Genomic DNA, 26018 nt, shown 5'->3' on the forward strand with positions numbered 1-26018 from the left:
GGCAATGCGCATCAATGTGCTGCTGGTGGAAGACGATCGTGCGTTGCGTGAAGCGTTATCCGACACTTTGCTGCTGGCCGGGCATCGGTTTCGCGCCGTGGGGTCTGCTGAAGAAGCGCTGGAGGCGGTCTCGGCCCAAGCGTTCAGTCTGGTGGTCAGCGATGTCAACATGCCGGGCATGGACGGTCACCAATTGCTCGCCCTGTTGCGGGCGCGGCAACCCCAACTGCCGGTGTTGTTGATGACCGCCCACGGCGCGGTGGAGCGCGCGGTGGACGCCATGCGTCAAGGCGCGGCGGATTACCTGGTCAAGCCGTTTGAACCCAAGGCGTTGCTGGAGCTGGTGGCGCGTCATGCGCTCGGCAGTTTGGGCGCGGCTGACGCGCAAGGCCCGGTGGCCATCGAGCCGGCCAGCGCGCAACTGCTGGAGCTGGCGGCCCGCGTGGCCCGCAGCGATTCCACGGTGCTGATCTCGGGTGAGTCCGGCACCGGTAAAGAAGTCCTGGCGCGTTACATTCATCAGCACTCTCATCGGGCGACTCAGCCCTTTGTCGCGATCAACTGTGCGGCGATTCCGGACAACATGCTGGAAGCGACGCTGTTCGGCCACGAAAAGGGCTCGTTCACGGGCGCGATTGCGGCGCAGGCGGGCAAATTTGAACAGGCGGACGGCGGCACGCTGCTGCTGGATGAAATCTCTGAAATGCCCTTGGGCCTGCAAGCCAAGCTGTTGCGCGTGTTGCAGGAGCGTGAAGTTGAACGGGTCGGCGGGCGCAAGCCGATAGCGCTGGATATTCGGGTCGTGGCCACCACTAACCGCGATCTGGCGGGCGAAGTGGCGGCGGGGCGGTTCCGGGAAGATTTGTATTACCGGCTGTCTGTGTTTCCGCTGGCCTGGCGTCCGTTGCGCGAGCGCACCGCCGATATTCTGCCGCTGGCAGAGCGCCTGCTGGCCAAGCACATCAACAAAATGAAACACACCGCCGTACGCTTCTCGCCGGATGCGCAAGCGTGCCTGACCCACTACGGCTGGCCGGGCAATGTGCGTGAGCTGGACAACGCCATTCAGCGCGCCCTGATCCTGCAACAAAGCGGGCTGATCGAGGCGGCGGATTTTTGTCTGTCGGGGCCGGTGGCCTGTGCGCCGTTGTCTTCTTCAAGCAGTGCCAGATTGCCGGCGCCTGCTCAAACCCCCAACGAACCGGCCGGGGCGTCGGCGGGGGCGCTGGGCGATGACCTGCGCCGTCGCGAGTTCCAGTTGATTATCGACACCTTGCGCGCCGAACGGGGTCGCCGCAAAGAGGCCGCCGAGCGCCTGGGCATCAGCCCGCGCACCCTGCGCTACAAATTGGCGCAAATGCGCGATGCGGGTATGGATGTCGAGGCGTACCTGTTCGCCACCCCTTGAACACTGACGCTTGTCACTGTGCAGGGTTGTGCCCGTGCGGTGCGACCACACGCCACTCATCTGCCTGCGACCTTTTGTAACGTGATTTGTTCCAGATCAATAAATAACTGGCACCCTTGTTGCTAACACCTCAGTGGATGCTGTGTGAGCGTCAAAAAATTGCGGGCCGTCGGAGAGAGTAGTCCATGAGCCAAGGTATTGAATTTAATCGAATGATGTTGGACATGCGGGCCATGCAAATGGACGCCATGGCCCAGCCGAAGTCGGCTGTGCAAGCGCCTGCCGAACTGGGCGCCCCCAGCTTCTCCGATATGCTCGGCAACGCGATCAACAAGGTCAGCGAAACCCAGCAGGCGTCGTCCCAGTTGTCGAACGCGTTTGAAATCGGCAAGAGCGGTGTTGACCTGACTGACGTGATGATTGCATCGCAGAAAGCCAGTGTTTCTTTTCAGGCATTGACCCAAGTACGCAACAAGTTGGTTCAGGCGTACCAAGACATCATGCAGATGCCGGTTTAAGGACGTATTAGGTCATGGCAGAAGCAGTCGCTGATAACGTCCCGGCCAAGGCGGGCTCTACAGAAGGCAAACCGCCGCTGTTCGGGCTGTCTTTTCTGGAAAACCTTTCCGAGATGACCATGCTGCGTCAGGTCGGCCTGATGGTCGGGCTGGCCGCGAGCGTGGCGATTGGTTTTGCCGTGGTGCTGTGGTCGCAACAGCCCGATTACCGGCCACTGTACGGTAGCCTGGCCGGTATGGATGCCAAGCAAGTCATGGAGACCCTGGCCACCGCCGATATTCCCTACACAGTCGAGCCCACTTCCGGCGCGTTACTGGTCAAGGCCGATGACGTCGCCCGTGCCCGCCTCAAGCTGGCCGCCGCCGGTGTCTCGCCGACCGACAGCAACATCGGTTTCGAGATTCTGGACAAGGACCAGGGGCTGGGCACTAGCCAGTTCATGGAAGCCACGCGCTATCGCCGCGGCCTCGAAGGCGAACTGGCACGCACCATTTCCAGCCTGAACAACGTCAAGGGCGCCCGCGTGCACCTGGCGATTCCGAAAAGCTCGGTGTTCGTGCGCGATGAACGCAAGCCCAGCGCCTCGGTTCTGGTTGAGCTGTATTCGGGCCGTTCGCTGGAGCCGGGTCAGGTGCTGGCCATTATCAATCTGGTGGCCACCAGCGTCCCGGAATTGACCAAATCGCAGATCACCGTGGTCGACCAGAAAGGCAACCTGCTGTCGGATCAGGCGGAAAACTCCGAGCTGACCATGGCTGGCAAGCAGTTCGATTACAGCCGCCGCATGGAAAGCATGCTCACCCAGCGCGTGCACAACATCCTGCAGCCGGTATTGGGTAATGACCGCTACAAGGCCGAAGTGTCCGCGGACGTGGATTTCAGCGCCGTTGAATCGACCTCCGAGCAATTCAACCCGGACCAACCGGCGTTGCGCAGCGAGCAGTCCACCAACGAACAACGCACCGCCAGCAATGGCCCGCAAGGTGTGCCGGGCGCGCTGAGCAATCAGCCACCGGCCCCGGCGTCGGCGCCGCAGCAAACCGGCCAGGCCACCGCCGCCGCTGGCATGGTGCAGCCAGGCCAGCCGCTGCTGGACGCCAACGGTCAGCAGATCATGGACCCGGCCACCGGCCAGCCCATGTTGGCGCCATACCCGGCCGACAAACGTTCGCAATCGACCAAAAACTTTGAGCTGGACCGCTCCATCAGCCACACCAAGCAGCAACAGGGCCGTGTCAATCGCCTGTCGGTTGCCGTGGTGGTGGACGATCAGGTCAAGGTCGACCCGGCCAACGGTGAAGTCACCCGCGAGCCGTGGAGCACCGATCAATTGGCGCGCTTCACGCGTCTGGTGCAAGACGCGGTGGGCTTTGACGCCAGCCGTGGCGACAGCGTGAGCGTGATCAACGTGCCGTTCTCCGCCGAACGAGGCGAAGTGATTGCCGATATTCCGTTCTACTCGCAGCCGTGGTTCTGGGACATCGTCAAGCAAGTGCTGGGTGTGTTGTTCATTCTGGTGCTGGTGTTCGGCGTATTGCGCCCGGTGCTCAACAACATCACCGGTCACGGCCGCAACAAACAAATGGCGTTGGGCAGTGATGCCGAGCTGGGCGGTCTGGGCGGCATCGGCGGCCTGGACGGCGAGTTGGCCAACGACCGGGTCAGCCTCGGCGGTCCACAAAGCATTCTGTTGCCAAGCCCGAGCGAAGGCTATGACGCTCAGTTGAACGCAATTAAAAGTCTGGTAGCAGAAGACCCGGGCCGTGTGGCACAGGTCGTGAAAGAGTGGATCAACGCTGATGAGTGACAACCGAGCCGCCACCAACCTCAAGCTGACCCGGGTCGACAAGGCCGCGATCCTGCTGCTGTCCCTGGGGGAAACCGACGCGGCCCAGGTGCTGCGGCACATGGGCCCTAAAGAAGTGCAGCGCGTGGGTGTGGCGATGGCGCAAATGCGCAACGTTCACCGTGAGCAGGTTGAGCAGGTCATGAGTGAGTTCGTCGAGATCGTCGGCGACCAGACCAGCCTCGGCGTTGGCTCTGACAGCTACATCCGCAAAATGCTCACCTCGGCACTGGGCGAAGACAAGGCCAACGGCCTGATCGACCGCATCCTGCTGGGCGGCAACACCAGCGGTCTGGACAGCCTCAAATGGATGGAGCCGCGTGCGGTGGCGGACGTGATCCGTTTCGAGCACCCGCAAATCCAGGCCATCGTGGTGGCGTACCTGGACCCCGACCAGGCCGGTGAGGTGCTGGGCCATTTTGACCACAAGGCACGCCTGGACATCATCCTGCGCGTCTCGTCGCTCAACACCGTGCAACCGGCCGCGCTCAAAGAGCTGAACCAGATTCTCGAGAAGCAATTCTCCGGCAACTCCAATGCTGCCCGTACAACATTGGGCGGTATCAAGCGTGCGGCCGACATCATGAACTTCCTCGACAGCTCGACCGAGGGCCAGTTGATGGACTCGATCCGCGAAATCGACGAAGACCTGTCCGGTCAGATCGAAGACCTCATGTTTGTGTTCAACAACCTGGCCGACGTCGACGACCGCGGCATTCAGGCGCTGTTGCGCGAAGTGTCTTCGGACGTGCTGGTACTGGCGCTCAAGGGCTCGGACGACAACGTTCAGGAAAAAATCTTCAAGAACATGTCCAAGCGTGCGTCCGAACTGCTGCGCGACGACCTGGAAGCCAAAGGCCCGGTGCGTGTCAGCGACGTCGAAACCGCACAGAAAGAAATCCTCACCATTGCTCGCCGTATGGCCGAAGCCGGAGAAATCGTTCTCGGCGGGAAGGGCGGCGAAGAGATGATCTAAGTGAGCAATGCCAAGGGCGAGTCGCCCAGTGATGTGATCCGCGCCCGCGATGTCGGCGGTTTTGACGTGTGGTCCTTGCCCAGCTTTGACCCGTTTCGCGAAGCGCCGGAACCCGAACCCGAGCCGGTCGAAGAACTGCCGGTCGAGAGCGAAGAAGTGCCGCTGGAGGAAGTCCAGCCGCTGACCCTCGAAGAGCTCGAAAGCATCCGTCAGGAGGCCTACAACGAAGGCTTCGCCACCGGCGAAAAAGAAGGCTTTCACAGCACGCAGCTCAAGGTGCGCCAAGAGGCGGAAGTGGCCTTGAGCGCCAAGGTCGGCAGCCTGGAACGCCTGATGAGCAGCCTGTTTGCGCCGCTGGCCGAGCAGGACGAGCAGCTCGAAAAAGCCATGGTGGGGCTGGTTGAACACATGACGCGGCTGGTGATCCAGCGCGAACTGAAAACCGACTCCAGCCAGATCGAGCAAGTGCTGCGCGAGAGCCTTAAATTGTTGCCGATGGGCGCTGACAACATTCGCCTGTTCATCAATCCGCAGGATTTTGCCCAGGTCAAAGCCCTGCGCGAGCGGCATGACGCCACGTGGCGGATCCTCGAAGACGACACCTTGCAGCCGGGCGGTTGCCGGGTCGAAACCGAACACAGCCGGATCGACGCCAGCATCGAAACCCGCATCAAGCAGGCCATGAGCCAGTTGTTTGACCAATTGCACGAACAGGCGCTGCACCCGTCTGCGCCGGACATTGACGTCGACCTGGACGCACCGGATGCACCTTAAACGCACCAGTTTTGCCAAACGCCTGAGCACCTATTCGCCCGCCATCACCTTGCCCGGCCAGCCCATTGTCGAGGGCCGCCTGCTGCGCATGGTCGGCCTGACGCTTGAAGCCGAAGGTTTGCGCGCGGCCATGGGCAGCCGTTGCCTGGTCATCAACGACGACAGCTTTCACCCGGTGGAAGTCGAAGCCGAAGTGATGGGGTTTTCGGGTAGCAAAATCTTCCTCATGCCGGTGGGCAGTGTCGCCGGTATTGCGCCGGGCGCCCGTGTGGTGCCGTTGGCAGACACCGGGCGCTTGCCCATGGGCATGAGCATGCTCGGCCGCGTGCTCGATGGCGCCGGGCGGGCACTGGACGGCAAAGGCGGGATGAAAGCCGAAGACTGGGTGCCGATGGACGGCCCGACCATCAACCCGCTCAAGCGCAACCCGATCAGCGTGCCGCTGGACGTGGGCATCCGCAGCATCAACGGTTTATTGACGGTCGGTCGCGGCCAGCGTCTGGGCCTGTTTGCCGGTACGGGCGTGGGCAAGAGTGTGCTGCTGGGCATGATGACCCGCTTTACCGAGGCCGACATCGTGGTGGTGGGGCTGATCGGTGAGCGGGGCCGTGAGGTGAAGGAGTTCATCGAACACATCCTCGGCGAAGAAGGCCTCAAGCGCTCGGTGGTGGTGGCCTCGCCAGCGGATGACGCGCCCTTGATGCGTATGCGCGCAGCCATGTATTGCACGCGGATTGCCGAATACTTTCGCGACAAAGGCAAAAACGTCCTGTTGCTGATGGACTCGCTGACCCGTTTCGCCCAGGCGCAGCGGGAAATCGCCCTGGCGATCGGCGAGCCGCCTGCGACGAAGGGTTATCCGCCTTCGGTGTTCGCCAAGCTGCCAAAACTGGTGGAGCGGGCGGGTAACGCCGAAGCGGGCGGCGGGTCGATCACCGCGTTCTACACCGTGCTGTCCGAGGGGGACGACCAGCAAGACCCGATTGCCGACTCGGCGCGGGGCGTGCTGGACGGCCACATCGTGCTGTCCCGGCGACTGGCTGAAGAAGGCCATTACCCGGCCATCGACATCGAAGCGTCCATCAGTCGGGTCATGCCCTCGGTGGTCAACGAAGAGCACATGCGCCGCGCGCAGCAATTCAAGCAGTTGTGGTCGCGCTTCCAGCAGGCGCGGGACTTGATCAGCGTCGGCGCCTACGTACCGGGCGGTGACCGCGAAACCGACACCGCGATTGCCCTGCAACCGGCGATGGTGGCGTACCTGCGTCAAGGGCTGAACGACAACATCAGCCTGGGCGAAAGCAGTGGCCATCTGGGGTCGATTTTTGCCCCGGCACCGGGCGGCTAATCCCTGATGGCCAGCGGGGGAAGAGCGGCGCGTCTGGCGCCAGTGGTGGACATGGCCGAAAGCGCCGAAAAAGCCGCTGCGCAGCGTCTCGGGCATTTTCAGGGGCAAGTGAACCTGGCCAACAGCAAGCTGGGCGACCTGGAAAACTTCCGCGCCGAGTACCAGTCGCAATGGGTCGACCGTGGCAGCCAGGGCGTGTCAGGGCAATGGCTGCGCAGTTACCAGTACTTTCTCAACCAGCTTGAAACCGCTGTCTCTCAGCAACGGCAGAGTTTGGTCTGGCACGAAAACAACCTCAATAAAGCCCGTGAAACCTGGCAGCAGGCCTACGCCCGGGTCGAAGGATTGCGCAAATTGGTGCAACGCTACGCCGACGAAGCGCGGCAGCTGGAAGACAAGCGCGAACAAAAGCTGATGGACGAGCTGTCCCAGCGCCTGCAGCGCCGCGACACGTTATAAGCCCGCCGGATTCCCGCCGCGGGAGGTGAAATCGTCATCGCCGTCTATAGTTCTGGGCACCCGACCTCAGATAAGGATGCGTGCGCATGGCTGTCACTTCAGAACTCACGGCCGATGGTAGAAAACTGACGTTAACGATCAAGGGGCGTTTTGATTTCGTCCAGCATCAAGATTTCAGGCACGCTTACGAACGGCTGGACCACAGACCTGATCAGTTTGTGGTTGACCTCAAGGACACGACTTACGTCGACAGTTCTGCGCTGGGCATGCTGTTGCTGTTGCGTGACTACGCCGGGGGCGATGAGTCGGATGTGCGGATCGTCAATTGCAATGCCGGCGTGCGCAAAATCTTCGCCACTTCCAACTTCGACAAGCTGTTTGATATCAGTTGAACGGGTCACACGCAGACATCCAGCCGCTCACCCTGCTGATCGCTGAAGACAGTGCGGTCGATCGCTTGTTGCTTTCGCGCATTGTCAGCAAGCAGGGGCATCGCGTGTTGCTGGCTGCCGATGGCGCCGAAGCGGTGGCGCTGTTTGCCGAGCAGCGCCCGCAACTGGTGCTGATGGACGCGCTGATGCCGGTCATGGACGGCTTTGAAGCCACGCGGCAGATCAAGGCGCTGGCCGGCGAGACGCTGGTGCCGATCATTTTCCTCACCTCGCTCGAACACGCTGACGCCTTGACCCGTGCGATGGAGGCCGGGGGCGATGATGTGCTGATCAAGCCCTACAACCCGCAGGTGCTGGCCGCCAAGATCACCGTCATGGACCGTTTGCGGCGCTTGCAGGACACGGTGTTGCAACAACGCAACCTGATCGCCCGGCACAACACCTACCTGCTCAATGAACAGCGAGTGGCCAAGGCCGTGTTTGACCGGGTCGCGCACTCCGGGTGTTTGAAGGCGTCGAATATTCAGTATTTGCAGTCGCCTTATGCCTTGTTCGACGGCGATTTATTACTGGCGGCCTACACCCCCACCGGCGATACCCACGTGTTGCTGGGCGACTTCACCGGCCACGGGTTGCCCGCCGCCATCGGCGCCATGCCGCTGGCGGAGGTGTTCTACAGCATGACGGCCAAAGGCTATGGCCTGGCGGAAATCCTGCGTGAGATGAACGCCAAGCTCAAACGCATCCTGCCCGTGGACATGTTTTGCTGCGCCACGCTGGCGTGCGTGAGTGCCCAGCGGCGTATCGTCGAACTGTGGAATGGCGGCATGCCGGATGGCTACTTGCATGCCCAGGCCAGCGGCGAGCGCACGCCGTTGCCGTCCCGGCACTTGCCGCTGGGGGTGCTCACCAGCGACGCCTTTGACGACGCCACCGAGGTGCTGTCCATGGCGCCGGGCGATCAGCTGTTTTTGCTCTCGGACGGGGTCATCGATACTGCAGGCCACGATGAACAACTGTTTGGCGTGCAAGGGCTGGAGCGGGTGTTTGCCCGTAATCGGGACCCGGCACACCTGATTGATGAGGTGGTGCAGGCGCTGCGCGATTTCCAGGGGCAAAAGCGCGATGACGTGAGCCTGGTGCAAATCACATCGCAACTGCCACACACCTGGGACCTGCCGCCGATTCTCTACGCCGACAGCGGGCGTTGCAGCCCGCTGGACTGGTCGGCCAGCTTTGAGTTTCGCGCCCAATCCCTGCAACAGTTCAACCCGTTGCCCTACCTGTTGCAGTTGTTGATGGAAGTCCCTGGGCTGCGCACGCAGGGGGCGGTGATCCACGCGGTGCTGGCCGAGCTGTACGCCAATGCCCTGGAGCATGGCGTGTTGGGGCTCGACTCGCGGATCAAGCGCAACGCCGCCGGGTTCGCGCAGTATTACCAGCGCCGGGAAGAGCGGCTGGCAGCCCTTAAAGAAGGATTTGTCCGGCTGCACCTGCGGGTTGAGCCTATGCTCAACGGTGGACGTTTAGTGATACAAGTTGAAGACAGCGGAAAAGGATTCGATGTCCACAACGTATTGGCGCGTCCCCTGGACAAAGGGCGCCTGTCGGGGCGCGGCGTGAGCCTGGTGCGTCAACTGTGTCCTGCGGCGCGCTGGTCAGACGATGGTCGCAGCGCGTACGTGGAGTTTTCGTGGGAGGCTCTGGCATAATCCGCCCCATTCTTGATCAAGGAGTGAACAAGTGTCTGATTTACACATGGACCCGGCTGTTGTGAGCGCATTGCGTGACGTGATGGAGGGCGGGTTTGCCGACCTGCTGGACACCTTTATCGCGGACTCGGACGAACGTCTGCAGCAATTGCATCTGGCGCGTGGTCCTACCGAGCTGATGGCGGTTGCCCACAGCTTTAAAGGCAGCAGCAGCAACATGGGTGCCATTCGTTTGGCGCGCTTGTGCGCTGAACTCGAAGCCGGGGTGCAAAAAATGCCGGTGGACGGCATCGAAGCGCTGGTGCTGAAAATCGACCGTGAATATCAAACCGTGCGCCGACTGTACAGCGCCGAACGCAAGCGCTGCGGGGTGGCACACGTGGTTTCCCACTGATGGGCGCAAAGCTGGCCCGAACCTTGCTCTGAATCTCTGACCTGTACCTACGCCAGCCCGTACAGTGGAGACCTTACATGCCGCTTGCCGCCAACCCGCTTCTTCAGACACCTGCCGCCGCTGCGTCCAAAGCCGCCGCGGCCAATGCGTCCCAGCCTGCTGTTGAGCCCAACAAAACCGGGGGGGCGCCGTTCTCGAAGGTGTACGCCAAGGCGTCGCAAGACACCGCGTCCAATGCCGCCGATAAAGTCGCCAAACCGTCGCGCGACAAGGGGGCGGATGCGCCAGCCAGGCCTGATGTGCGCAACGACAAAAGCGCTGGCAAACCGGCGAACGTTGCCGATAGCGGCAAACCCTTGCCTGGCGGCAAGCGCGCCGACAATGCCCGTGATGACCAGGACGCCAGCACGACGTCGGCGTCCGATGACGTGGCTTCCACCGATCCGTCCGCGCTGACGCCCGTGGCCCCGACCACCCCGCTGACACCGCCGGTGGCGGAGGTGCCGGTTGACGCTGTTGCGCCACCACCCGAGGTGCAGGCGCCGCAACTGGCTGCGGCGGCTGCGGCGGCCACGTCGGCTGCGGTTCAACCTCAGCCGGTGGCCGATGACACCTTCGACCCCGAGGCCGATCCCCTGGACGACCTGCCGGCGGTGCGCCTGGCCATGGAGCAGGGCGGGCACGTGTCCGCCAGCAGTCAGGCGCCGACCAAAAGCACCTCTGCTGATACCACTGCACCGGCTGCTCAAACCCAGGGGCAGGCCAGCGGCATGGCCCTGCTGATCGAGCCGAAAACCGACTCCCAAACCACCGGCGAGGGCGGCGAAAAGGCCTTCAAGGGGTTGGTGGACGATGGCCTTAAAGACTTGAAAAGCGCCTCCAGCGACACCCGTGTCGACGACTTCGCCAATCGTCTGGCGGCCTTGACCCAGGCCGCGGTGCCCAAAACCGCCAATGCCTTGCCGGTCAACCAGCCCTTGGCCATGCATCAGAACGGCTGGTCTGAAGAAGTGGTCAACCGGGTGATGTACCTGTCCAGCGCCAACCTCAAGTCGGCGGACATTCAGCTGGAACCCGCCGAACTGGGGCGACTGGACATCCGCGTCAACATCGCGGCCGATCAGCCGGCGCAAGTGAACTTCATGAGCGGTCACGCCGGTGTGCGTGAAGCGCTGGAAGGGCAGATGCACCGTCTGCGTGAGATGTTCGCCCAGCAGGGCATGGGGCAAGTGGACGTCAACGTGTCGGATCAATCGCGCAATTGGCAGGGCCAGGGTCAGGAGCAACAAGGCCAGCACCGCGCCAATGGCACAGGCAACGGTGGGCGGGCGGACGGCACTGTGGAGGACGACCTGTCCGTGGCGGCCGTTGAAGCCGCAGCGCCAAGTGTGATCCTGGGCTCCAGTGCGGTGGATTACTACGCCTGATAACTGGCTCGCAGCCTTGCGCAGCGGCTCCCCTTAACGGTGCAGTCGCTGCCGCGCACCGCGCGGTTATCGCCGTGCCATCGCGCCCCAACCCCGCTCACGCCAAACAATGCCCGCCCGACACTCACTTCTGGCATAACACTTGCTCTTGCCTAGCCATGCACCTGTGAAAACCGAATAGTGACGGATTATTGGCATGGCGAAGAGCGACGCAGTGAAAGACCCCGCCCAGAAAGGCAAACTCAAGCTGATTATCCTGATCGTCGTGGCGTTGCTGCTGGCGATTGGCCTGTCCGTGGGCGCCACCTGGTATTTCATGCACAGCGCCCAGAGCAAGCCCGAGGTGGTGGTTGACCCGAACGCTAAAGTCCCGGCGATCTACGAGCCGATGGCGCCTGCGTTTGTGCTCAATTACAACGCCAATGGCCGCCAGCGCTACATGCAAGTGAGCATGACCCTGCAAGCCCGTAACCAGGCCGATCTGGACGCGCTCAAGGTTCACATGCCGGTGATCCGCAACAACCTGGTCATGCTGTTCTCCGGGGAAACCTTCGACAGCATCGCCACGCCGGTCGGCCAGGAAATGTTGCGTCAAAAAGCCACTGCCAGTGTGCAAGCCGTTGCGCAAAAAGAGCTGGGCAAAGTGGTGGTCGATCAGGTGCTCTTTACTAACTTCGTATTGCAGTAGGATCACGACATGGCCGTGCAAGACCTGCTGTCCCAGGATGAGATCGATGCGCTGTTGCATGGCGTCGATGACGGTCTGGTACAGACCGAAATGGCTGCCGAACCCGGCAGTGTCAAAAGTTACGACCTGACCAGTCAGGACCGTATTGTTCGCGGGCGCATGCCGACCCTCGAAATGATCAACGAGCGTTTCGCGCGCTACACCCGCATCAGTATGTTCAACATGCTGCGCCGCTCGGCCGACGTGGCCGTGGGCGGGGTGCAGGTGATGAAGTTCGGTGAGTACGTGCATTCGCTGTACGTGCCCACCAGTTTGAACCTGGTCAAGATCAAGCCGCTGCGTGGCACGGCGCTGTTCATCCTGGACGCCAAGTTGGTGTTCAAGCTGGTGGACAACTTCTTCGGCGGCGACGGGCGTCACGCCAAGATCGAGGGCCGTGAATTCACGCCCACCGAGTTGCGCGTGGTGCGCATGGTGCTGGAGCAGGCTTTCATCGACTTGAAAGAAGCCTGGCAGGCGATCATGGAAGTCAATTTCGAGTACATCAACTCGGAAGTGAACCCGGCCATGGCCAACATCGTCGGCCCGAGCGAGGCGATTGTGGTCTCCACCTTCCACATCGAGCTGGACGGCGGTGGCGGCGACCTGCACGTGACCATGCCGTATTCGATGATCGAGCCGGTGCGCGAGATGCTCGACGCCGGTTTCCAGTCCGACCTCGACGATCAGGACGAACGCTGGAGCAAAGCGCTGCGTGAAGACGTACTCGACGTCAGCGTGCCGCTCAGTGCCACGGTGGCCCGTCGCCAGTTGCGGCTGCGGGACATTCTGCACATGCAGCCCGGCGACGTGATCCCCATCGAGCTGCAGGACGAGCTGGTCATGCGTGCCAATGGCGTGCCGTCGTTCAAAGTCAAACTGGGCTCGCACAAGGGCAATCTCGCCCTGCAAGTGGTTGAGCCCATCGACCGGCGCTAAGCGCCGGTTTCAAGAATTCGCTGTGTAACTGATTGACTGCCCGCCGAGGACAAATGATGGCTGACGAACACGAAATAACTTCCGCCGAAGACCAGGCGCTGGCCGATGAATGGGCGGCTGCACTGGAAGAAACCGGCGATGTGGGCCAACACGACATTGACGCCTTGCTGGCGGCCGATGCGGCCAAGGCCCCGTCGTCCAACCGCGTGCCGATGGAAGAATTCGGCAGCGTGCCGCGCAACAACGAGCCGGTCACGCTGGACGGCCCCAACCTGGACGTGATTCTGGATATTCCGGTGTCCATCTCCATGGAAGTGGGCAGCACCGACATCAACATCCGTAACCTGCTGCAACTCAACCAGGGCTCGGTAATTGAACTGGACCGTCTGGCCGGTGAGCCGCTGGACGTGCTGGTCAACGGCACGCTGATTGCGCACGGCGAAGTGGTAGTGGTGAACGAAAAGTTCGGCATTCGCCTGACGGACGTCATCAGCCCAAGCGAACGCATCAAGAAGCTGCGCTGAATGAAGCGGTTACTCGGCGGTTTACTGGCGTTCCCGTTCAGCGTGCTGGCGGCCGAACCTGTGGTCACGGCCACCACGGCGGCTGCGCCGGTGGTCGGCAGTGGCATCGGCGGTCAATTGACCCAGCTGGTGCTGGGCCTGCTGCTGGTGCTGGGGCTGATTTTCGGCCTGGCCTGGCTGTTGCGCCGGGTTCAGCACGCCGGGTCGCGTCAGGGGCAGGTGATTGAACTGATCAGCTCGCGTGCGCTGGGCGCGCGTGATCGTCTGGTGCTGGTGCAAGTGGGCAATGAGCAGATCCTGCTGGGCCTGACGCCCGGCCGGATCACGCCGCTGCATGTGCTCAAGGAGCCGGTGACCTTGCCGACTACCCCCCAGCCTGCCACGCCGGAGTTTGCCAAGCGCCTGCTGGAACTGATGGGCAACCAGAAGGACAAGCCGTAATGCGTTTAGTCGTTGCGCTGTTGTTGGCGCTGGCCGCGCCGTTGGCGTTCGGTGCCGATCCGTTGTCGATTCCGGCCATCACCCTGGGCACGGGCGCCGACGGCCAGCAGGAGTACTCGGTCAGCCTGCAAATCCTGCTGATCATGACGGCGCTGAGTTTTATCCCGGCGTTCGTCATGCTGATGACCAGTTTCACGCGGATCATCATTGTGTTTTCGATCCTGCGTCAGGCGCTGGGGCTGCAACAAACCCCGTCCAACCAGATCCTCACGGGCATGGCGTTGTTTCTGACGATGTTCATCATGGCGCCGGTGTTCGACAAAATTAACCAAAACGCCTTGCAGCCGTACCTTGCCGAAAAGCTCTCAGCGCAGGACGCGATCCTCAAGGCCGAAGGCCCGATCAAGGATTTCATGCTGGCGCAAACCCGCAGCAGCGACCTTGAGCTGTTCGTGCGCCTGTCCAAGCGGACCGACATCGCCACCCCGGATGCCGCGCCGCTGACCATTCTGGTGCCGGCGTTTGTCACCTCGGAACTGAAAACCGCGTTTCAAATCGGCTTCATGATCTTCATTCCGTTCCTGATCATCGACCTGGTAGTGGCCAGTGTGCTGATGGCCATGGGCATGATGATGCTGTCGCCGCTGATTATTTCGTTGCCGTTCAAAATCATGCTGTTCGTGCTGGTCGATGGCTGGGCGCTGATTATCGGCACGCTGGCCAGCAGTTTTGGCGGGGTATGACGCCATGCCCGGGAGTAATGCGCAATGACCCCAGAAGTCGCGGTTGACCTGTTTCGCAGTGCGTTGTGGCTGACCACCCTGATGGTGGCCGTTCTGGTGGTGCCCAGCCTGCTGGTGGGCCTGATGGTCGCCATGTTCCAGGCGGCCACCCAAATCAACGAACAGACCCTGAGCTTCCTCCCGCGTTTGCTGGTGATGCTCGTGACCCTGATCGTGGCCGGGCCGTGGCTGGTGCAGACGTTCATGGAATACATCCTGTCGTTGTACGGCAGCATTCCGCAGTTGATCGGCTAAATGTCGCTGCTGGCCCTGACGGACGCGCAGATCAGTACTTGGGTCGCCAGCTTCATGCTGCCGCTGTTCCGGGTCGGCGCGCTGTTGACCACCATGCCGATCATCGGCACGACCCTGGTGCCCAAGCGCATCAAGCTGTTTTTGTCGATTGCCATTACCCTGGCCATTGTGCCCAGCCTGCCGCCGCTGCCCACCGTCAACCCGCTGGACCTGAGCGGGCTGATGCTGATTGCCGAGCAAATCATCATCGGCGCGTTGCTCGGGTTTTCACTGCAACTGTTTTTTCAGGCGTTCGTGGTGGCCGGGCAAATCGTCGCGATCCAGATGGGCATGGGCTTCGCCTCCATGGTCGACCCGGCCAACGGGGTTAACGTGGCCGTGATCGGGCAGTTTTTCACCATGCTGGTGACCTTGCTGTTCCTGTCCATGAACGGGCACTTGGTGGTGTTCGAAGTGCTCACCGAGAGCTTTACCACCTTGCCGGTCGGCGGCGGTTTATTGACCCTTCATTTTTGGGAAGTGGTGGGCAAACTGGGCTGGGTGCTGGGCGCGGCCCTGATGCTGGTGTTGCCGGCCATTACCGCGCTGCTGGTGGTCAACATTGCCTTCGGCGTCATGACCCGGGCGGCGCCGCAACTGAACATCTTCGCCATCGGCTTTCCGCTGACCCTGGTGCTGGGCATGGTGATCCTGTGGATCAGCCTGGCGGACATTCTCAATCAGTACCAACCGCTGGCCACTGAGGCCCTGCAGTTCTTACGTGATCTGGCACAGGCGAAATAGCCATGGCCGAAAGCGAGAGTGGCGCCGATAAAACAGAAGACCCCACGGAGAAACGAAAAAAAGACTCCAGGGAAAAGGGCGAGATCGCACGCTCTAAAGAACTGAATACGCTGGCCATCATGCTCGCCGGGTCCATCGGCCTGATCATCTTTGGCGGTGCGCTGGCGCAGGACATGATGGAAATCATGCGCTACAACTTCAGCATCAGCCGTGAAGCGCTGCTCAACCCCGATTCCATGGGCGCCTTCCTGCTGCACTCGGGCAAAATCGCGTTGATCGCGCTCCAGCCCGTGCTCATCACCTTGCTGATTGCCGCCCTGATCGGGCCGATTGCACTGGGTGGCTGGCTGTTCGCGGCGGGCAGCCTGGCGCCCAAGTTCAGCCGCATGAACCCGGCGGCGGGGCTCAAGCGCATGTTCTCGGCCAAGGCGCTGGTCGAACTGCTCAAGGCGCTGGCCAAATTCTTCATCATCCTGATCGTGGCGTTGATGGTGCTCCAGGCCGACATCGACGACTTGCAGCGCATCGCCCACGAACCGCTGGAATCAGCGGTGATTCACAGCCTGCAAGTGGTGGCCTGGAGTGCGTTGTGGATGGCCTGCGGGTTGATCCTGATTGCCGCCGTGGACGTGCCCGTGCAGCTGTGGGAAAGCCACAAAAAACTGCTGATGACCAAGCAGGAAGTGCGCGACGAACACAAGGATCAGGAAGGGCGCCCGGAAGTCAAACAGCGCATCCGCCAGACCCAGCGCGACATGAGCCAGCGGCGCATGATGAGCGCCATCCCGGATGCGGATGTAATCATCACCAACCCGACCCACTTCGCCGTCGCCCTCAAATACGACCCCGAGAAAGGCGCGGCGCCGATGCTGCTGGCCAAAGGCAGCGACTTTCTGGCGCTGAAAATCCGGGAAATCGGCGCCAAGCACGACATCCTGCTGCTCGAATCCCCGGCGTTGGCGCGTTCGATCTACTACTCCACCGAACTGGACCAGGAAATCCCTGCCGGCTTGTACCTGGCCGTGGCCCAAGTGCTGGCGTACGTCTACCAGATCCGCCAGCATCAGGCGGGCAAGGGCAAGCGGCCTGACCCGCTCAGCGACCTGCCCATCCCGCCAGATTTGCGGCGGGATGAGTGACGTGTTTTTCTGCGGATTTAGAGTTGAGTCTCTCTAATCCCCGCGCCGGTCTTCGCAACTTTCGTGTTTCTATGGACTTCAGGTAAGTTACTCATTCTGACTCTCACTTTTCGAGGTGTTGTCAATGCATATGCCTGGCTGATGGGGGTGTACTCAGGAACTTGGCCGCGAGGCCCGCGCTGTATTTCAAGTGATAAACTCTCAAAGTCAGGAAGCGATGAACGAAGGCAGGGTACAGGTGTTGATTGAAAACCGGGCAGAGGGGGTAGATAGGGCGGTGGCACACGATCTAAAGCCTCTTCCATTGAGTCTAGGGAGCTTCGTCTGGACAGTGCGCGAAAACCCTGGCGACTTGCACGTCTGCCCATCGTCATGGAGACCACGCCCAGTGCGGAGCTGGCGCCGGCCATCACCTCTCCAAAGGTTGTTCCCGGCATTCTGAGTGCAACGCCCCCGTACAGCACCCCCAGCGCCCCGCTGCCATAAGCGACCACCGCACTGGCGTTGGTGCGGGCAGGGCTGCTGAGCGCAAGGGCCATGCCTGCCATCGATGCGGCAATGCCCTCTATAGCAAAAGCGCTACTCCAAAAAACGACAGCGTGTCCTGAAGGATCTCGATAGTTGACCGGGTTATTCAAGCCGTAGCGGTAGCAATTGATCCCGCCCTTGCCAAATGGACTCCAACTGTCCGGACTGTTAAAGCGCAGCAATACGGGGTTAAACGCCCGATAGCCGTTGCCCAATAAATAATGGCCGGTCACCGGGTCTGCGCACTCGCCGTTAAACCCCAAAAGATGCTGATTGGCGCCCACAGTTGGATGGTGGCCATAAGGCGAATAAGCCATTGCCTGTTGTTCTGTCGCACTCAGCGTATACAGCACGGAGTGCTGCGGGTCGGTGGCGAGCAGGGTGCAGGTCGATGACGTTGCATCACGGCGCTGTAGCGCTAACAACTGGTCGCCGTGCCGCACGATGGAGTGCTGCACGTCGCCTTGGATGTCCGTGGCGAGCCGGTTTTGCCGATAAAAGCGTTGTCGTGGTGCCTGTGTGTCGGGCAGCAAACCCGTCAGCCGATCAAGCGGGTCGTAACGATAGCTGCACAGCAGTGCTTTTTTCATGGAAGGTTTCGGGCGCGTTGAGGAGTGCTTGATGGTGAGCGCTAGCGGGTCTCACGGGTACTGGCAGTTCTATCAGGTGGTCACCCTGTGAAGGTTGTCAGTAGTGGGTGGTCAGCAGTGGGTAATGCTCCGCAGCAATTGCGGGCGGGCGTCCCGTTTTAAGCATGGCAATGCTGTATAGAAGAGAGGTAAGGAGTTAACTTTATTTTGTCTACACCCTTTTAGGGGAAAGTCCTTATGAAATGGGCATTTTTGATGTTGAGATATTCAATATTGTAGGTGTTCCAAAGGTTTTCGGCATCTGAACTCAGTTTGTTTGAATAGTTTAAAAAGTGTGAATTTGACGGTTCTGATCTATGTCGTAAGTGCCCATTTCTATCTATTTCTATATTTTTAAGAAAGGGGTAGGACTCGCTCTCAGGACGAGGAGTGGCAAGGTGATGTATTTTTTTAGGCAGTATCTCTTGAATATTTGGATAGGCACTTAAATATTGGCCTGTCGTATCTTTAAGGCTCAAATATTGCGATTTGGCCGCGGTTAAACGCTCTGAGTGGGTGTTGATTTTAAAATTCACGACATTGCCTAGCTCGTGCACTTTGAACATCTTTGCGCGTGCAGTAACGGCGGCGACAGGCGTTACTCCTGGACTGAGTGTGTAGCGTGAGAGACTGTTTCGATTGGGTGCTAAATAAATAACGCCTGTGGTTTGTACGAGCCTTGCTTGTGCGCGTCGAGACCAGCGTATGAGCTGTGCCCCTATGAAAAGAGTGAAATGACCGCTTGGGTCATTACTGTTTATGGGTCTGTTCCTGCAGTAGGTGTAGGTGTTCACTCCACTCATAGAGAATGGGCTCCAACTGTCCGGACTGTTAAAGCGCATCAATACGGGGTTAAACGCCCGATACCCGTTGCCCAATAAATAATGGCCGGTCACCGGGTCTGCGCACTCGCCGTTAAACCCCCAAAGATGCTGATTGGCGCCCGCGGTTGGGTGATGGCCATAAGGCGAATAAGCCATTGCCTGTTGTTCTGTCGCACTCAGCGTATGCAACACGGAGTGTTGCGCGTCGGTGGCAAGCAGGGTGCTGGCGGATGACGTTGCATCACGGCTCTGCAGCGCAAGCAATTGGTCGCCGTGCTGCAGGATGGTGTGCCGCACGTCGCCCTGGATGTCCGTGGCGAGCCGGTTTTGCCGATAAAAGCGTTGTCGTGGTGCCTGTGCGTCGGGCAGCAAACCCGTCAGCCGATCAAGCGGGTCGTAGTGATAACTGCACAGCAGTGCTTTTTTCATGGAAGCTCTCGCGCGCGTTGAGGAGTGCTTGATGATGAGCGCGAGCAGGCGTCACGGGTACTGGCAGTTCTATCAGGTGGTCACCCTGTCAATGTTGCCAGTAGTGGGTTTGCCCAAACCTGCTTAACTGTGGAAAGAGCGCGCCGTGGCGTTTTTAACTGGCAATGGAGATGCGCGATGCCCATCGAGTTAACCCTGATCCCTGATGCGTCGGTCAAAACCTATGCCCTGAGTGATGCCCATGGTCTGGCCATGGCTGAGCTGGAGGGGTTGTTTCCGGCGTTCCCCGCGCTGGAGGGTACGTTTGCGATTTTTTGGCTGGATCAGGCGCTCGATCAACATGTGGTGGGGTTCAGTACCGAGGGCGCCAACCTGCTGGCGGTGATTTCGCTGCCGACGGTGCCGCAGGGCTGTGGCCACGAGGCGTATTACGCCGCCGTGCTGGAGCGGTGCGAGAAAGAGCGCGAGACGATTTTGCGATTTTTACGCAAGTCATTGAGCTCGGAAGGGATCAACGGAATCTGTGCGCGCAGTTTTATCCTGTGCAACTTGGTGCGCCAGTTGAAGCTCGACAGTGTGCCGGTGTGGAAGGATCGGCCGCACACGCGGGACGGGCGCTGCGGGGATATTTTGATTGGCGGGCGCGGGTCGGAGCGCTATCAGCCCAACCGCAAGATTGATGTGGTGTTCGGGGCCAGCAGCAGTGCGTGCCTAGTCATCGACTTGGGGGAATGGCGTTGGAACTGAACCTGGCGTGTGGGTGATGGGCGCGCGTATGACGTGTGCAAGAGGGGGCGTCGCCCCGCAGCCTTATCAGCCACTTCAGACAGGTTTGCTGCTTGCCGGGTGTCTGTGCCGGCGCTTATAGTCCGCGCTCGCCCACATGGCGACCGGGTTTGGCGACTCGGAACTTAACCGTAGATGCAGAAGCGTCATGAGTCTTTGCGCGTACAATCCGTGCCCTGTAGGACTTTATGGCGGTTGTGCGTGGGAGACTTTCGAGTCTGCCGGGTTTCTATGGTTAACCGGTTCGCCAACCCGCGCACAGCTGCCACCCCTTTGTTTGGCGACGAAAGGTGGCTTATGCATCTAACCATTGGACTTTCCTCATGCCGAACGCTCCCTACATCCCGCTGACTGCCATCGATTGCACCATCCCTGCCTTGCTGATTGACCGTAACGCCCCGCTGGACGTCTTGCACGCCAACGCCGCAGCCCGTGTGCTGGCGGTCACGCAACTGATGGAAACCTTTGCGAGCCGTGACCTGGAACACGCCGATCAGGTCGACCTCAGGCACCTGGCCACCACCGCCATGCTGTTGCTGCGCGATGGCTGCGATCTGCTCGATGTGCTGGGCTGGCGCCTCAGGCCCGCCTGACAGGGTGCCTCTGACCCCATCCCTCTCCTGACGGGAGAGGGTGTTTGCCCTTGAAGCCAAGGTTTTTTCACTGGCAGGTGGCCATTTGCCAAAGTTGGAAGGCTTCTTGCAGAGGCAGGCTCCACGGCGCACATGGCGTCAAAAGTTTGCTAAAGGTTTCCCGCAATGTCATTGGATCGCTCTCAGTTAATCAACACCGCACGCAACGGTCTGACCGGTCTGGGTCAGGGGCAGTTGGGCGTGCCGTTGTTGTTGCTGGTGATGCTGGCCATGATGATGTTGCCCATCCCGGCGTTCCTGCTGGACGTGTTCTTTACCTTCAACATTGCGCTGTCGATTGTGGTGCTGCTGGTGTGTGTGTACGCCTTGCGCCCACTGGATTTCGCCGTGTTCCCGACCATCCTGCTGGTGGCGACACTGATGCGCCTGGCGCTCAACGTGGCGTCGACGCGGGTGGTGATGCTCCACGGCCAAGAAGGTCACGGCGCGGCCGGTAAGGTGATCCAGGCGTTCGGCGAGGTGGTGATCGGCGGCAACTACGTGGTCGGTATCGTGGTGTTCGCGATTTTGATGATCATCAACTTCGTGGTGGTGACCAAGGGCGCCGGGCGTATTTCCGAAGTGAGCGCGCGTTTCACCCTCGACGCCATGCCCGGTAAGCAAATGGCCATCGACGCCGACCTGAACGCCGGGTTGATCGATCAAAACCAGGCCAAATCCCGCCGTCAGGAAGTCGCTCAAGAAGCCGAGTTCTACGGCTCGATGGACGGTGCCAGCAAGTTCGTGCGCGGTGACGCCATCGCCGGTCTGTTGATCCTGTTTATCAACCTGATCGGCGGCGTCGCGGTGGGCATGTTCCAGCACGGCATGACCTTCGCTGATGCCGGTAAAGTCTATGCGCTGCTGACCATCGGTGACGGTTTGGTGGCGCAGCTGCCTTCGCTGTTGCTGTCCACGGCCGCCGCGATCATGGTGACCCGTGCCTCGGGCTCCGAAGAGATGGGCAAGCAGATCAGCCGCCAGATGTTCGCCTCGCCCAAAGCGCTGGCGGTGTCCGCCGGGTTGATGGCCGTAATGGGCGCCGTGCCCGGCATGCCGCACTTCGCGTTCCTGAGCCTGGCCGCCGTTGCCGGTGGTGTCGCATACCTGATGTGGAAAAAACAAAACGCCGTCAAGGTTCAGGCCCTGCAGGAAGTTCAGCGCCAGCAGGAACTGCTGCCGTCACCTGCCCGTGCGCAAGACACCAAAGAGCTGGGCTGGGATGACGTAACCCCCATCGACATGATCGGCCTGGAAGTGGGCTACCGCTTGATCCCGCTGGTGGACCGCAACCAGGGTGGCCAATTGCTGGCGCGAATCAAGGGCGTGCGCAAGAAGCTGTCCCAGGATCTGGGCTTTCTGATGCCGACCGTGCATATCCGCGACAACCTCGACCTGGCGCCCAGCGCCTACCGCTTGACCCTGATGGGGGTGATTCTGGCCGAGGCCGAGATCTATCCCGACCGCGAACTGGCGATCAACCCCGGTCAGGTGTTCGGCACGTTGAACGGCATTACCGCCAAGGACCCGGCCTTTGGCCTCGAAGCGGTGTGGATCGAAGTCAGCCAGCGCAGTCAGGCGCAATCGCTGGGCTACACCGTGGTGGACGCCAGCACTGTGGTGGCCACGCATTTGAACCAGATCCTCTACAAACACTCTCATGAGCTGATTGGTCATGAAGAAGTGCAGCAGTTGATGCAGTTGCTGGCCAAAGCCTCGCCTAAACTGGCTGAAGAGCTGGTGCCGGGTGTGCTGAGCCTGTCGCAGCTGCTCAAAGTGTTGCAGGCGCTGTTGGCCGAACAGGTGCCGGTGCGTGACATTCGCAGTATTGCCGAAGCCGTCGCGAACAATGCGCACAAGAGTCAAGATACCGCCGCTTTGGTGGCCGCCGTGCGGGTTGGTTTGTCCCGTGCCATCGTCCAAAGCATTGTAGGCGTTGAGTCTGAGCTGCCAGTTATCACGCTGGAGCCAAGGTTGGAACAAATATTGCTCAATAGTCTGCAGAAGGCAGGGCAAGGTCAGGAAGAGGGCGTTCTGCTGGAGCCGAGCATGGCTGAAAAACTGCAGCGTTCGTTGATCGACGCCGCGCAACGCCAAGAGATGCAAGGCAATCCGGTGATCCTGCTGGTGGCCGGCCCGGTCCGCGCGATGTTGTCGCGGTTTGGCCGTTTGGCCGTGCCGAACCTGCATGTGCTGGCGTACCAGGAAATCCCTGACAACAAGCAAGTCACCATCGTTGCGACAGTAGGCCCGAACGGCTGAGGTTTGGTTTATGCAAGTGAAGCGTTTTTTCGCCGCCGATATGCGTCAGGCCATGAAACTGGTTCGTGATGAGCTGGGGGCTGATGCCGCCATTATTGGTAACCGCCGCATTGCTGGCGGTGTTGAGTTGACCGCTGCGCTGGACTACAAGTTGTCCGCGCTGGCGCCCCGTGTGCCGAATGTCGAACTCGAAGAAGAACTGCGCAAGACCCAGTCGCGCATTGTGTCGGCCCAGGCCGAGTTGAGCATGCGCGCTGAGGGCGAGTCGGATGTCAGTCGGCAATTGTTTGCCGGTTTGCCCCTGACCGCCGCCGAGCCACTGATCGAGCCGACGTTCGACGAGCCGCCACGTCCCGCAGCCCCGGCCGCGCCGAGCATGGACCAACGCGCCTTCGACACCATGCGCTTTGAACTCAATGGCTTGCGCGAGTTGCTCGAAGTGCAGTTGGGTTCGTTGGCCTGGAATCAGTTGCAAGGCAGCAAACCGGCACAAGCCAATCTGTGGCGCCGTTTGCAGCGCATCGGCTTGTCCGGCCCGCTGGCCCGCGACTTGCTGGAGCAAGTGACCGAGATTGAAGAGCCGCGTCAGGCCTGGCGCATGCTGTTGGCCCATTTGGCCCGCATGATCGCCACGCCTGAAGTCGAACCGCTTGAAGACGGCGGCGTGATTGCCATGGTCGGCCCGGCAGGCATGGGCAAGACCACCACCCTGGCCAAGCTGGCGGCGCGTTATGTGCTCAAGTACGGCGCGCAAAACATTGCGCTGGTGAGCATGGACAGTTACCGGATTGGCGCGCAGGAGCAACTCAAAACCCTGGGCCGCATCCTCAATGTGCCCGTCACGCACGTGGCGCCCGGCCAGTCGCTGGGGCAAACCCTGGAGCCGCTGGTGCGCAAGCGCGTGGTGCTGGTGGACACGGCGGGCCTGCAAGCCAGTGACCCGGCGTTGCGCCTGCAGCTCGAAAGCCTGGCGGGGCGCGGCATCAAGTCCAAAAACTATTTGGTATTGGCCACCACCAGCCAGAAACAAGTGCTGGCGGCGGCGTACCACAGCTATAAACGTTGCGGGCTGGCCGGTTGCATCCTGACCAAACTGGATGAGACGGCGAGCCTGGGTGAAGTGTTGAGTCTGGCCATCAGCCACGAGCTGCCAGTGGCCTATCTCACGGACGGTCCGCGTATCCCGGACGATCTCCATCTGCCGCGTCGTCACCAGTTGGTGAGCCGTGCGGTGAGTGTGCAAATGCAGGAAGAACCCAGCGAAGAGGCGATGGCCGACATGTTCGCTGATATCTACCACAGCCCTTCCAAACGGGTCGGCTGAGGCAGTGATGATTACGTTGGAATGTACCTACATTGATGGTCTGCACATCCTGTTCCCGTTGAGGAACCCGCAGCCAGCCTCTGTAGCCGCGTCTAAGTAAGACAAGGTAAAGAAAGATCATGGGCAGCATGCATCCCGTACAGGTGATCGCAGTGACCGGCGGCAAGGGTGGCGTCGGTAAAACTAACGTTTCAGTCAACTTGTCGCTGGCTCTTGCCGAGCTGGGCAGACGAGTGATGTTACTGGACGCTGACCTGGGGTTGGCGAACGTCGACGTACTGCTGGGGCTGACCCCCAAATACACCCTGGCCGATGTGGTCGAGGGCCGTTGCGAGCTGCGCGATGTGCTGCTGCCTGGGCCCGGCGGGATTCGCATCGTGCCCGCGGCGTCGGGCACCCAAAGCATGGTTCACCTGAGCCCGGCCCAGCATGCGGGGCTGATTCAGGCCTTCAGCGAGATCGGTGACAACCTGGACGTGCTGGTGATCGACACCGCCGCCGGGATTGGCGAATCGGTGGTCAGCTTTGTGCGCGCCGCGCAGGAAGTGCTGCTGGTGGTGTGCGACGAACCGACCTCGATCACCGATGCGTATGCGTTGATCAAGTTGCTGAACCGCGATTACGGCATGAACCGCTTCCGGGTGTTGGCCAACATGGCCCAGAGCCCGCAGGAAGGGCGCAACCTGTTCGCCAAGCTGACCAAAGTCACCGACCGTTTTCTGGACGTCGCCCTGCAATACGTAGGCGCCGTGCCGTACGACGAATGTGTGCGCAAGGCAGTGCAAAAGCAGCGCGCCGTGTACGAAGCGTTCCCGCGCTCCAAATGCTCGCTGGCGTTCAAGGCCATTGCACAGAAAGTTGACACCTGGCCATTGCCTGCCAATCCCCGTGGGCACCTGGAGTTCTTTGTTGAGCGTCTGGTGCAGCAAACCAATGTAGGTACGTCTCCATGACAGCAAGCGGCTATCGCATGTACAGCAAGTCATCGCGCGACAGCCAGTACGAGCTGATCGAACGCTACGCCCCTTTGGTCAAACGCATTGCGTACCACCTGCTGGCGCGTCTGCCGGCCAGTGTGCAGGTTGAAGACTTGATTCAGGCCGGGATGATCGGCCTGCTCGAAGTGTCGACCAAATACGACGCCAGCAAAGGTGCAAGTTTCGAAACCTACGCGGGTATTCGTATCCGTGGCGCGATGCTTGATGAAGTGCGAAAGGGCGACTGGGCTCCCCGCTCGGTCCACCGCAATACGCGCATGGTCAGCGACGCAATTCGGGCAATTGAAGCAAAAACCGGCTGTGACGCTAAAGATCACGAAGTTGCGGCCGAACTCAATTTAAGCCTTGATGATTATTACGCCATTTTGAATGACACCCTGGGCAGCCGCCTGTTCAGCTTCGACGACCTGTTGCAGGACGGCGAGCATGAAGGGCTGCACGAGGACGGCGCCAGTGCTCACCTTGAGCCGTCGCGCGACCTGGAAGACGAACGTTTCCAGGGCGCGTTGGCCGAGGCCATCGCCAACTTGCCGGAACGCGAGCGGCTGGTGCTGGCGCTGTACTACGACGAAGAACTCAACCTCAAGGAAATCGGTGAGGTGCTGGGCGTGAGCGAGTCGCGTGTCAGCCAGTTACACAGCCAGTGTGCCGCGCGTTTGCGCGGGCGCCTGGCGGAATGGCGAGCGCGCTGAGACGCCGCCGTCCACACGATTGACCCCCTGTAGCCGCTGCCGCAGGCTGCGATAAGGCCGCAAGACCTT

27 protein-coding genes are annotated in these 26018 nt (G+C 60.7%); 25 read left to right on the forward strand and 2 right to left on the reverse strand.

The window, feature by feature from the left end; genetic code table 11:
* Nucleotides 1-4 precede the first annotated feature (4 nt).
* The 19 genes from V6F78_RS20550 (at nt 5) to flhB (ending at nt 16845) form a co-directional block, all read left to right on the forward strand.
* Nucleotides 5-1408 (forward strand): sigma-54-dependent transcriptional regulator, encoded by a 1404-nt coding sequence (locus V6F78_RS20550; RefSeq protein WP_203305433.1) that lies wholly within the window; start codon nt 5-7, stop codon nt 1406-1408.
* A 185-nt stretch (nt 1409-1593) separates the two neighbouring features.
* On the forward strand, nt 1594-1926 hold the full coding sequence (fliE, locus tag V6F78_RS20555; RefSeq protein ID WP_047294522.1) for a flagellar hook-basal body complex protein FliE: 333 nt from the start codon (nt 1594-1596) through the stop codon (nt 1924-1926).
* Nucleotides 1927-1940: 14 nt separating this feature from the next.
* The gene (fliF, locus tag V6F78_RS20560) at nt 1941-3734 is read left to right on the forward strand and encodes a flagellar basal-body MS-ring/collar protein FliF (protein WP_047275957.1); all 1794 of its coding nucleotides are present in this window, start codon (nt 1941-1943) and stop codon (nt 3732-3734) included.
* Nucleotides 3727-4749, forward strand: coding sequence for a flagellar motor switch protein FliG (gene fliG / locus V6F78_RS20565; protein WP_047275955.1), 1023 nt, complete (start codon nt 3727-3729; stop codon nt 4747-4749). The genes fliF and fliG overlap by 8 nt, the downstream gene beginning before the upstream one ends.
* Nucleotides 4750-5523 (forward strand): flagellar assembly protein FliH, encoded by a 774-nt coding sequence (gene fliH, locus V6F78_RS20570; protein WP_094990436.1) that lies wholly within the window; start codon nt 4750-4752, stop codon nt 5521-5523.
* Nucleotides 5513-6871: a flagellar protein export ATPase FliI gene (gene fliI, locus V6F78_RS20575; protein WP_047275952.1), complete on the forward strand. Its 1359-nt coding sequence runs from the start codon at nt 5513-5515 to the stop codon at nt 6869-6871. Before fliH ends, fliI begins: the two co-directional genes overlap by 11 nt.
* A gap of 6 nt (nt 6872-6877) precedes the next feature.
* Nucleotides 6878-7330, forward strand: coding sequence for a flagellar export protein FliJ (gene fliJ / locus V6F78_RS20580; protein WP_047275950.1), 453 nt, complete (start codon nt 6878-6880; stop codon nt 7328-7330).
* A gap of 86 nt (nt 7331-7416) precedes the next feature.
* Nucleotides 7417-7722 (forward strand): STAS domain-containing protein, encoded by a 306-nt coding sequence (locus V6F78_RS20585; RefSeq protein ID WP_048375738.1) that lies wholly within the window; start codon nt 7417-7419, stop codon nt 7720-7722.
* Nucleotides 7719-9434 (forward strand): ATP-binding SpoIIE family protein phosphatase, encoded by a 1716-nt coding sequence (locus V6F78_RS20590; RefSeq protein ID WP_332728091.1) that lies wholly within the window; start codon nt 7719-7721, stop codon nt 9432-9434. Before V6F78_RS20585 ends, V6F78_RS20590 begins: the two co-directional genes overlap by 4 nt.
* A 31-nt stretch (nt 9435-9465) precedes the next feature.
* Nucleotides 9466-9828 carry an Hpt domain-containing protein gene (locus V6F78_RS20595; protein ID WP_048375736.1) on the forward strand — a complete coding sequence of 121 codons (363 nt, stop codon included), beginning with the start codon at nt 9466-9468 and terminating at the stop codon, nt 9826-9828.
* 77 nt (nt 9829-9905) lie between these two features.
* Nucleotides 9906-11255 (forward strand): flagellar hook-length control protein FliK, encoded by a 1350-nt coding sequence (locus V6F78_RS20600; RefSeq protein ID WP_095008397.1) that lies wholly within the window; start codon nt 9906-9908, stop codon nt 11253-11255.
* 196 nt (nt 11256-11451) lie between these two features.
* On the forward strand, nt 11452-11943 hold the full coding sequence (gene fliL / locus V6F78_RS20605; RefSeq protein ID WP_047275942.1) for a flagellar basal body-associated protein FliL: 492 nt from the start codon (nt 11452-11454) through the stop codon (nt 11941-11943).
* A 9-nt stretch (nt 11944-11952) separates the two neighbouring features.
* Nucleotides 11953-12921 (forward strand): flagellar motor switch protein FliM, encoded by a 969-nt coding sequence (gene fliM / locus V6F78_RS20610; RefSeq protein WP_047275940.1) that lies wholly within the window; start codon nt 11953-11955, stop codon nt 12919-12921.
* Between the two features lie 56 nt (nt 12922-12977).
* Nucleotides 12978-13445 (forward strand): flagellar motor switch protein FliN, encoded by a 468-nt coding sequence (gene fliN, locus V6F78_RS20615; RefSeq protein WP_047275937.1) that lies wholly within the window; start codon nt 12978-12980, stop codon nt 13443-13445.
* Nucleotides 13446-13886: a flagellar biosynthetic protein FliO gene (gene fliO, locus V6F78_RS20620; RefSeq protein WP_047294515.1), complete on the forward strand. Its 441-nt coding sequence runs from the start codon at nt 13446-13448 to the stop codon at nt 13884-13886. It abuts the gene before it with no gap.
* Nucleotides 13886-14629, forward strand: a complete 744-nt coding sequence (fliP, locus tag V6F78_RS20625; RefSeq protein ID WP_047275934.1) for a flagellar type III secretion system pore protein FliP — start codon at nt 13886-13888, stop codon at nt 14627-14629. The genes fliO and fliP overlap by 1 nt, the downstream gene beginning before the upstream one ends.
* Nucleotides 14630-14653: 24 nt before the next feature.
* Nucleotides 14654-14923 carry a flagellar biosynthesis protein FliQ gene (gene fliQ / locus V6F78_RS20630; RefSeq protein ID WP_047276163.1) on the forward strand — a complete coding sequence of 90 codons (270 nt, stop codon included), beginning with the start codon at nt 14654-14656 and terminating at the stop codon, nt 14921-14923.
* Entirely contained in the window at nt 14924-15706 is a 783-nt protein-coding gene (fliR, locus tag V6F78_RS20635) for a flagellar biosynthetic protein FliR (RefSeq protein ID WP_047275930.1), read from the forward strand.
* Between the two features lie 2 nt (nt 15707-15708).
* Nucleotides 15709-16845 (forward strand): flagellar biosynthesis protein FlhB, encoded by a 1137-nt coding sequence (flhB, locus tag V6F78_RS20640; RefSeq protein WP_047294514.1) that lies wholly within the window; start codon nt 15709-15711, stop codon nt 16843-16845.
* A 17-nt stretch (nt 16846-16862) separates the two neighbouring features.
* Here flhB and V6F78_RS20645 read toward each other — a convergent pair whose 3' ends face one another.
* Together V6F78_RS20645 and V6F78_RS20650 are read right to left on the reverse strand one after the other, a co-directional pair.
* Complete coding sequence (locus tag V6F78_RS20645) at nt 16863-17963, reverse strand: RHS repeat-associated core domain-containing protein (RefSeq protein ID WP_094990433.1); 1101 nt, start codon at nt 17961-17963, stop codon at nt 16863-16865.
* 221 nt (nt 17964-18184) lie between these two features.
* A complete protein-coding gene (locus V6F78_RS20650; protein WP_332728098.1) occupies nt 18185-19255 on the reverse strand; it encodes an RHS repeat-associated core domain-containing protein in 1071 nt (356 codons plus the stop codon).
* Between the two features lie 177 nt (nt 19256-19432).
* Here V6F78_RS20650 and V6F78_RS20655 point away from each other — a divergent pair, with 177 nt between their 5' ends.
* From V6F78_RS20655 to fliA, 6 genes are all read left to right on the forward strand, one after another.
* Nucleotides 19433-20002: a hypothetical protein gene (locus V6F78_RS20655; protein ID WP_047275926.1), complete on the forward strand. Its 570-nt coding sequence runs from the start codon at nt 19433-19435 to the stop codon at nt 20000-20002.
* Nucleotides 20003-20364: 362 nt separating this feature from the next.
* Nucleotides 20365-20634 (forward strand): hypothetical protein, encoded by a 270-nt coding sequence (locus V6F78_RS20660; protein ID WP_047294509.1) that lies wholly within the window; start codon nt 20365-20367, stop codon nt 20632-20634.
* A 171-nt stretch (nt 20635-20805) separates the two neighbouring features.
* Entirely contained in the window at nt 20806-22935 is a 2130-nt protein-coding gene (gene flhA, locus V6F78_RS20665) for a flagellar biosynthesis protein FlhA (RefSeq protein ID WP_203305434.1), read from the forward strand.
* A gap of 10 nt (nt 22936-22945) precedes the next feature.
* The gene (flhF, locus tag V6F78_RS20670) at nt 22946-24259 is read left to right on the forward strand and encodes a flagellar biosynthesis protein FlhF (RefSeq protein ID WP_047275922.1); all 1314 of its coding nucleotides are present in this window, start codon (nt 22946-22948) and stop codon (nt 24257-24259) included.
* Between the two features lie 119 nt (nt 24260-24378).
* Nucleotides 24379-25212 carry a flagellar synthesis regulator FleN gene (gene fleN / locus V6F78_RS20675; RefSeq protein ID WP_047275920.1) on the forward strand — a complete coding sequence of 278 codons (834 nt, stop codon included), beginning with the start codon at nt 24379-24381 and terminating at the stop codon, nt 25210-25212.
* Nucleotides 25209-25949, forward strand: a complete 741-nt coding sequence (gene fliA / locus V6F78_RS20680; protein WP_047275918.1) for an RNA polymerase sigma factor FliA — start codon at nt 25209-25211, stop codon at nt 25947-25949. Before fleN ends, fliA begins: the two co-directional genes overlap by 4 nt.
* Nucleotides 25950-26018 lie beyond the last annotated feature (69 nt).

This window comes from Pseudomonas sp. ESBL9, from assembly GCF_036668715.1.
GTDB lineage: Bacteria > Pseudomonadota > Gammaproteobacteria > Pseudomonadales > Pseudomonadaceae > Aquipseudomonas > Aquipseudomonas lundensis.

Excerpts from the sequence above, each read along its gene's own strand:
- V6F78_RS20645 (WP_094990433.1), bottom strand. The coding sequence starts at position 17,963 with ATGAAAAAAGCACTGCTGTGCAGCTATCGTTACGACCCGCTTGATCGG.
- fliA (WP_047275918.1), top strand. The coding sequence starts at position 25,209 with ATGACAGCAAGCGGCTATCGCATGTACAGCAAGTCATCGCGCGACAGC.
- V6F78_RS20650 (WP_332728098.1), bottom strand. The coding sequence starts at position 19,255 with ATGAAAAAAGCACTGCTGTGCAGTTATCACTACGACCCGCTTGATCGG.
- fliL (WP_047275942.1), top strand. The coding sequence starts at position 11,452 with ATGGCGAAGAGCGACGCAGTGAAAGACCCCGCCCAGAAAGGCAAACTC.
- V6F78_RS20655 (WP_047275926.1), top strand. The coding sequence starts at position 19,433 with ATGCCCATCGAGTTAACCCTGATCCCTGATGCGTCGGTCAAAACCTAT.
- fliM (WP_047275940.1), top strand. The coding sequence starts at position 11,953 with ATGGCCGTGCAAGACCTGCTGTCCCAGGATGAGATCGATGCGCTGTTG.
- fliQ (WP_047276163.1), top strand. The coding sequence starts at position 14,654 with ATGACCCCAGAAGTCGCGGTTGACCTGTTTCGCAGTGCGTTGTGGCTG.
- fliF (WP_047275957.1), top strand. The coding sequence starts at position 1,941 with ATGGCAGAAGCAGTCGCTGATAACGTCCCGGCCAAGGCGGGCTCTACA.
- fliR (WP_047275930.1), top strand. The coding sequence starts at position 14,924 with ATGTCGCTGCTGGCCCTGACGGACGCGCAGATCAGTACTTGGGTCGCC.
- fliG (WP_047275955.1), top strand. The coding sequence starts at position 3,727 with ATGAGTGACAACCGAGCCGCCACCAACCTCAAGCTGACCCGGGTCGAC.
- fliO (WP_047294515.1), top strand. The coding sequence starts at position 13,446 with ATGAAGCGGTTACTCGGCGGTTTACTGGCGTTCCCGTTCAGCGTGCTG.
- V6F78_RS20550 (WP_203305433.1), top strand. The coding sequence starts at position 5 with ATGCGCATCAATGTGCTGCTGGTGGAAGACGATCGTGCGTTGCGTGAA.
- fleN (WP_047275920.1), top strand. The coding sequence starts at position 24,379 with ATGGGCAGCATGCATCCCGTACAGGTGATCGCAGTGACCGGCGGCAAG.
- flhF (WP_047275922.1), top strand. The coding sequence starts at position 22,946 with ATGCAAGTGAAGCGTTTTTTCGCCGCCGATATGCGTCAGGCCATGAAA.
- V6F78_RS20600 (WP_095008397.1), top strand. The coding sequence starts at position 9,906 with ATGCCGCTTGCCGCCAACCCGCTTCTTCAGACACCTGCCGCCGCTGCG.
- fliE (WP_047294522.1), top strand. The coding sequence starts at position 1,594 with ATGAGCCAAGGTATTGAATTTAATCGAATGATGTTGGACATGCGGGCC.
- V6F78_RS20585 (WP_048375738.1), top strand. The coding sequence starts at position 7,417 with ATGGCTGTCACTTCAGAACTCACGGCCGATGGTAGAAAACTGACGTTA.
- V6F78_RS20660 (WP_047294509.1), top strand. The coding sequence starts at position 20,365 with ATGCCGAACGCTCCCTACATCCCGCTGACTGCCATCGATTGCACCATC.
- flhB (WP_047294514.1), top strand. The coding sequence starts at position 15,709 with ATGGCCGAAAGCGAGAGTGGCGCCGATAAAACAGAAGACCCCACGGAG.
- fliP (WP_047275934.1), top strand. The coding sequence starts at position 13,886 with ATGCGTTTAGTCGTTGCGCTGTTGTTGGCGCTGGCCGCGCCGTTGGCG.
- fliI (WP_047275952.1), top strand. The coding sequence starts at position 5,513 with ATGCACCTTAAACGCACCAGTTTTGCCAAACGCCTGAGCACCTATTCG.
- fliJ (WP_047275950.1), top strand. The coding sequence starts at position 6,878 with ATGGCCAGCGGGGGAAGAGCGGCGCGTCTGGCGCCAGTGGTGGACATG.
- fliN (WP_047275937.1), top strand. The coding sequence starts at position 12,978 with ATGGCTGACGAACACGAAATAACTTCCGCCGAAGACCAGGCGCTGGCC.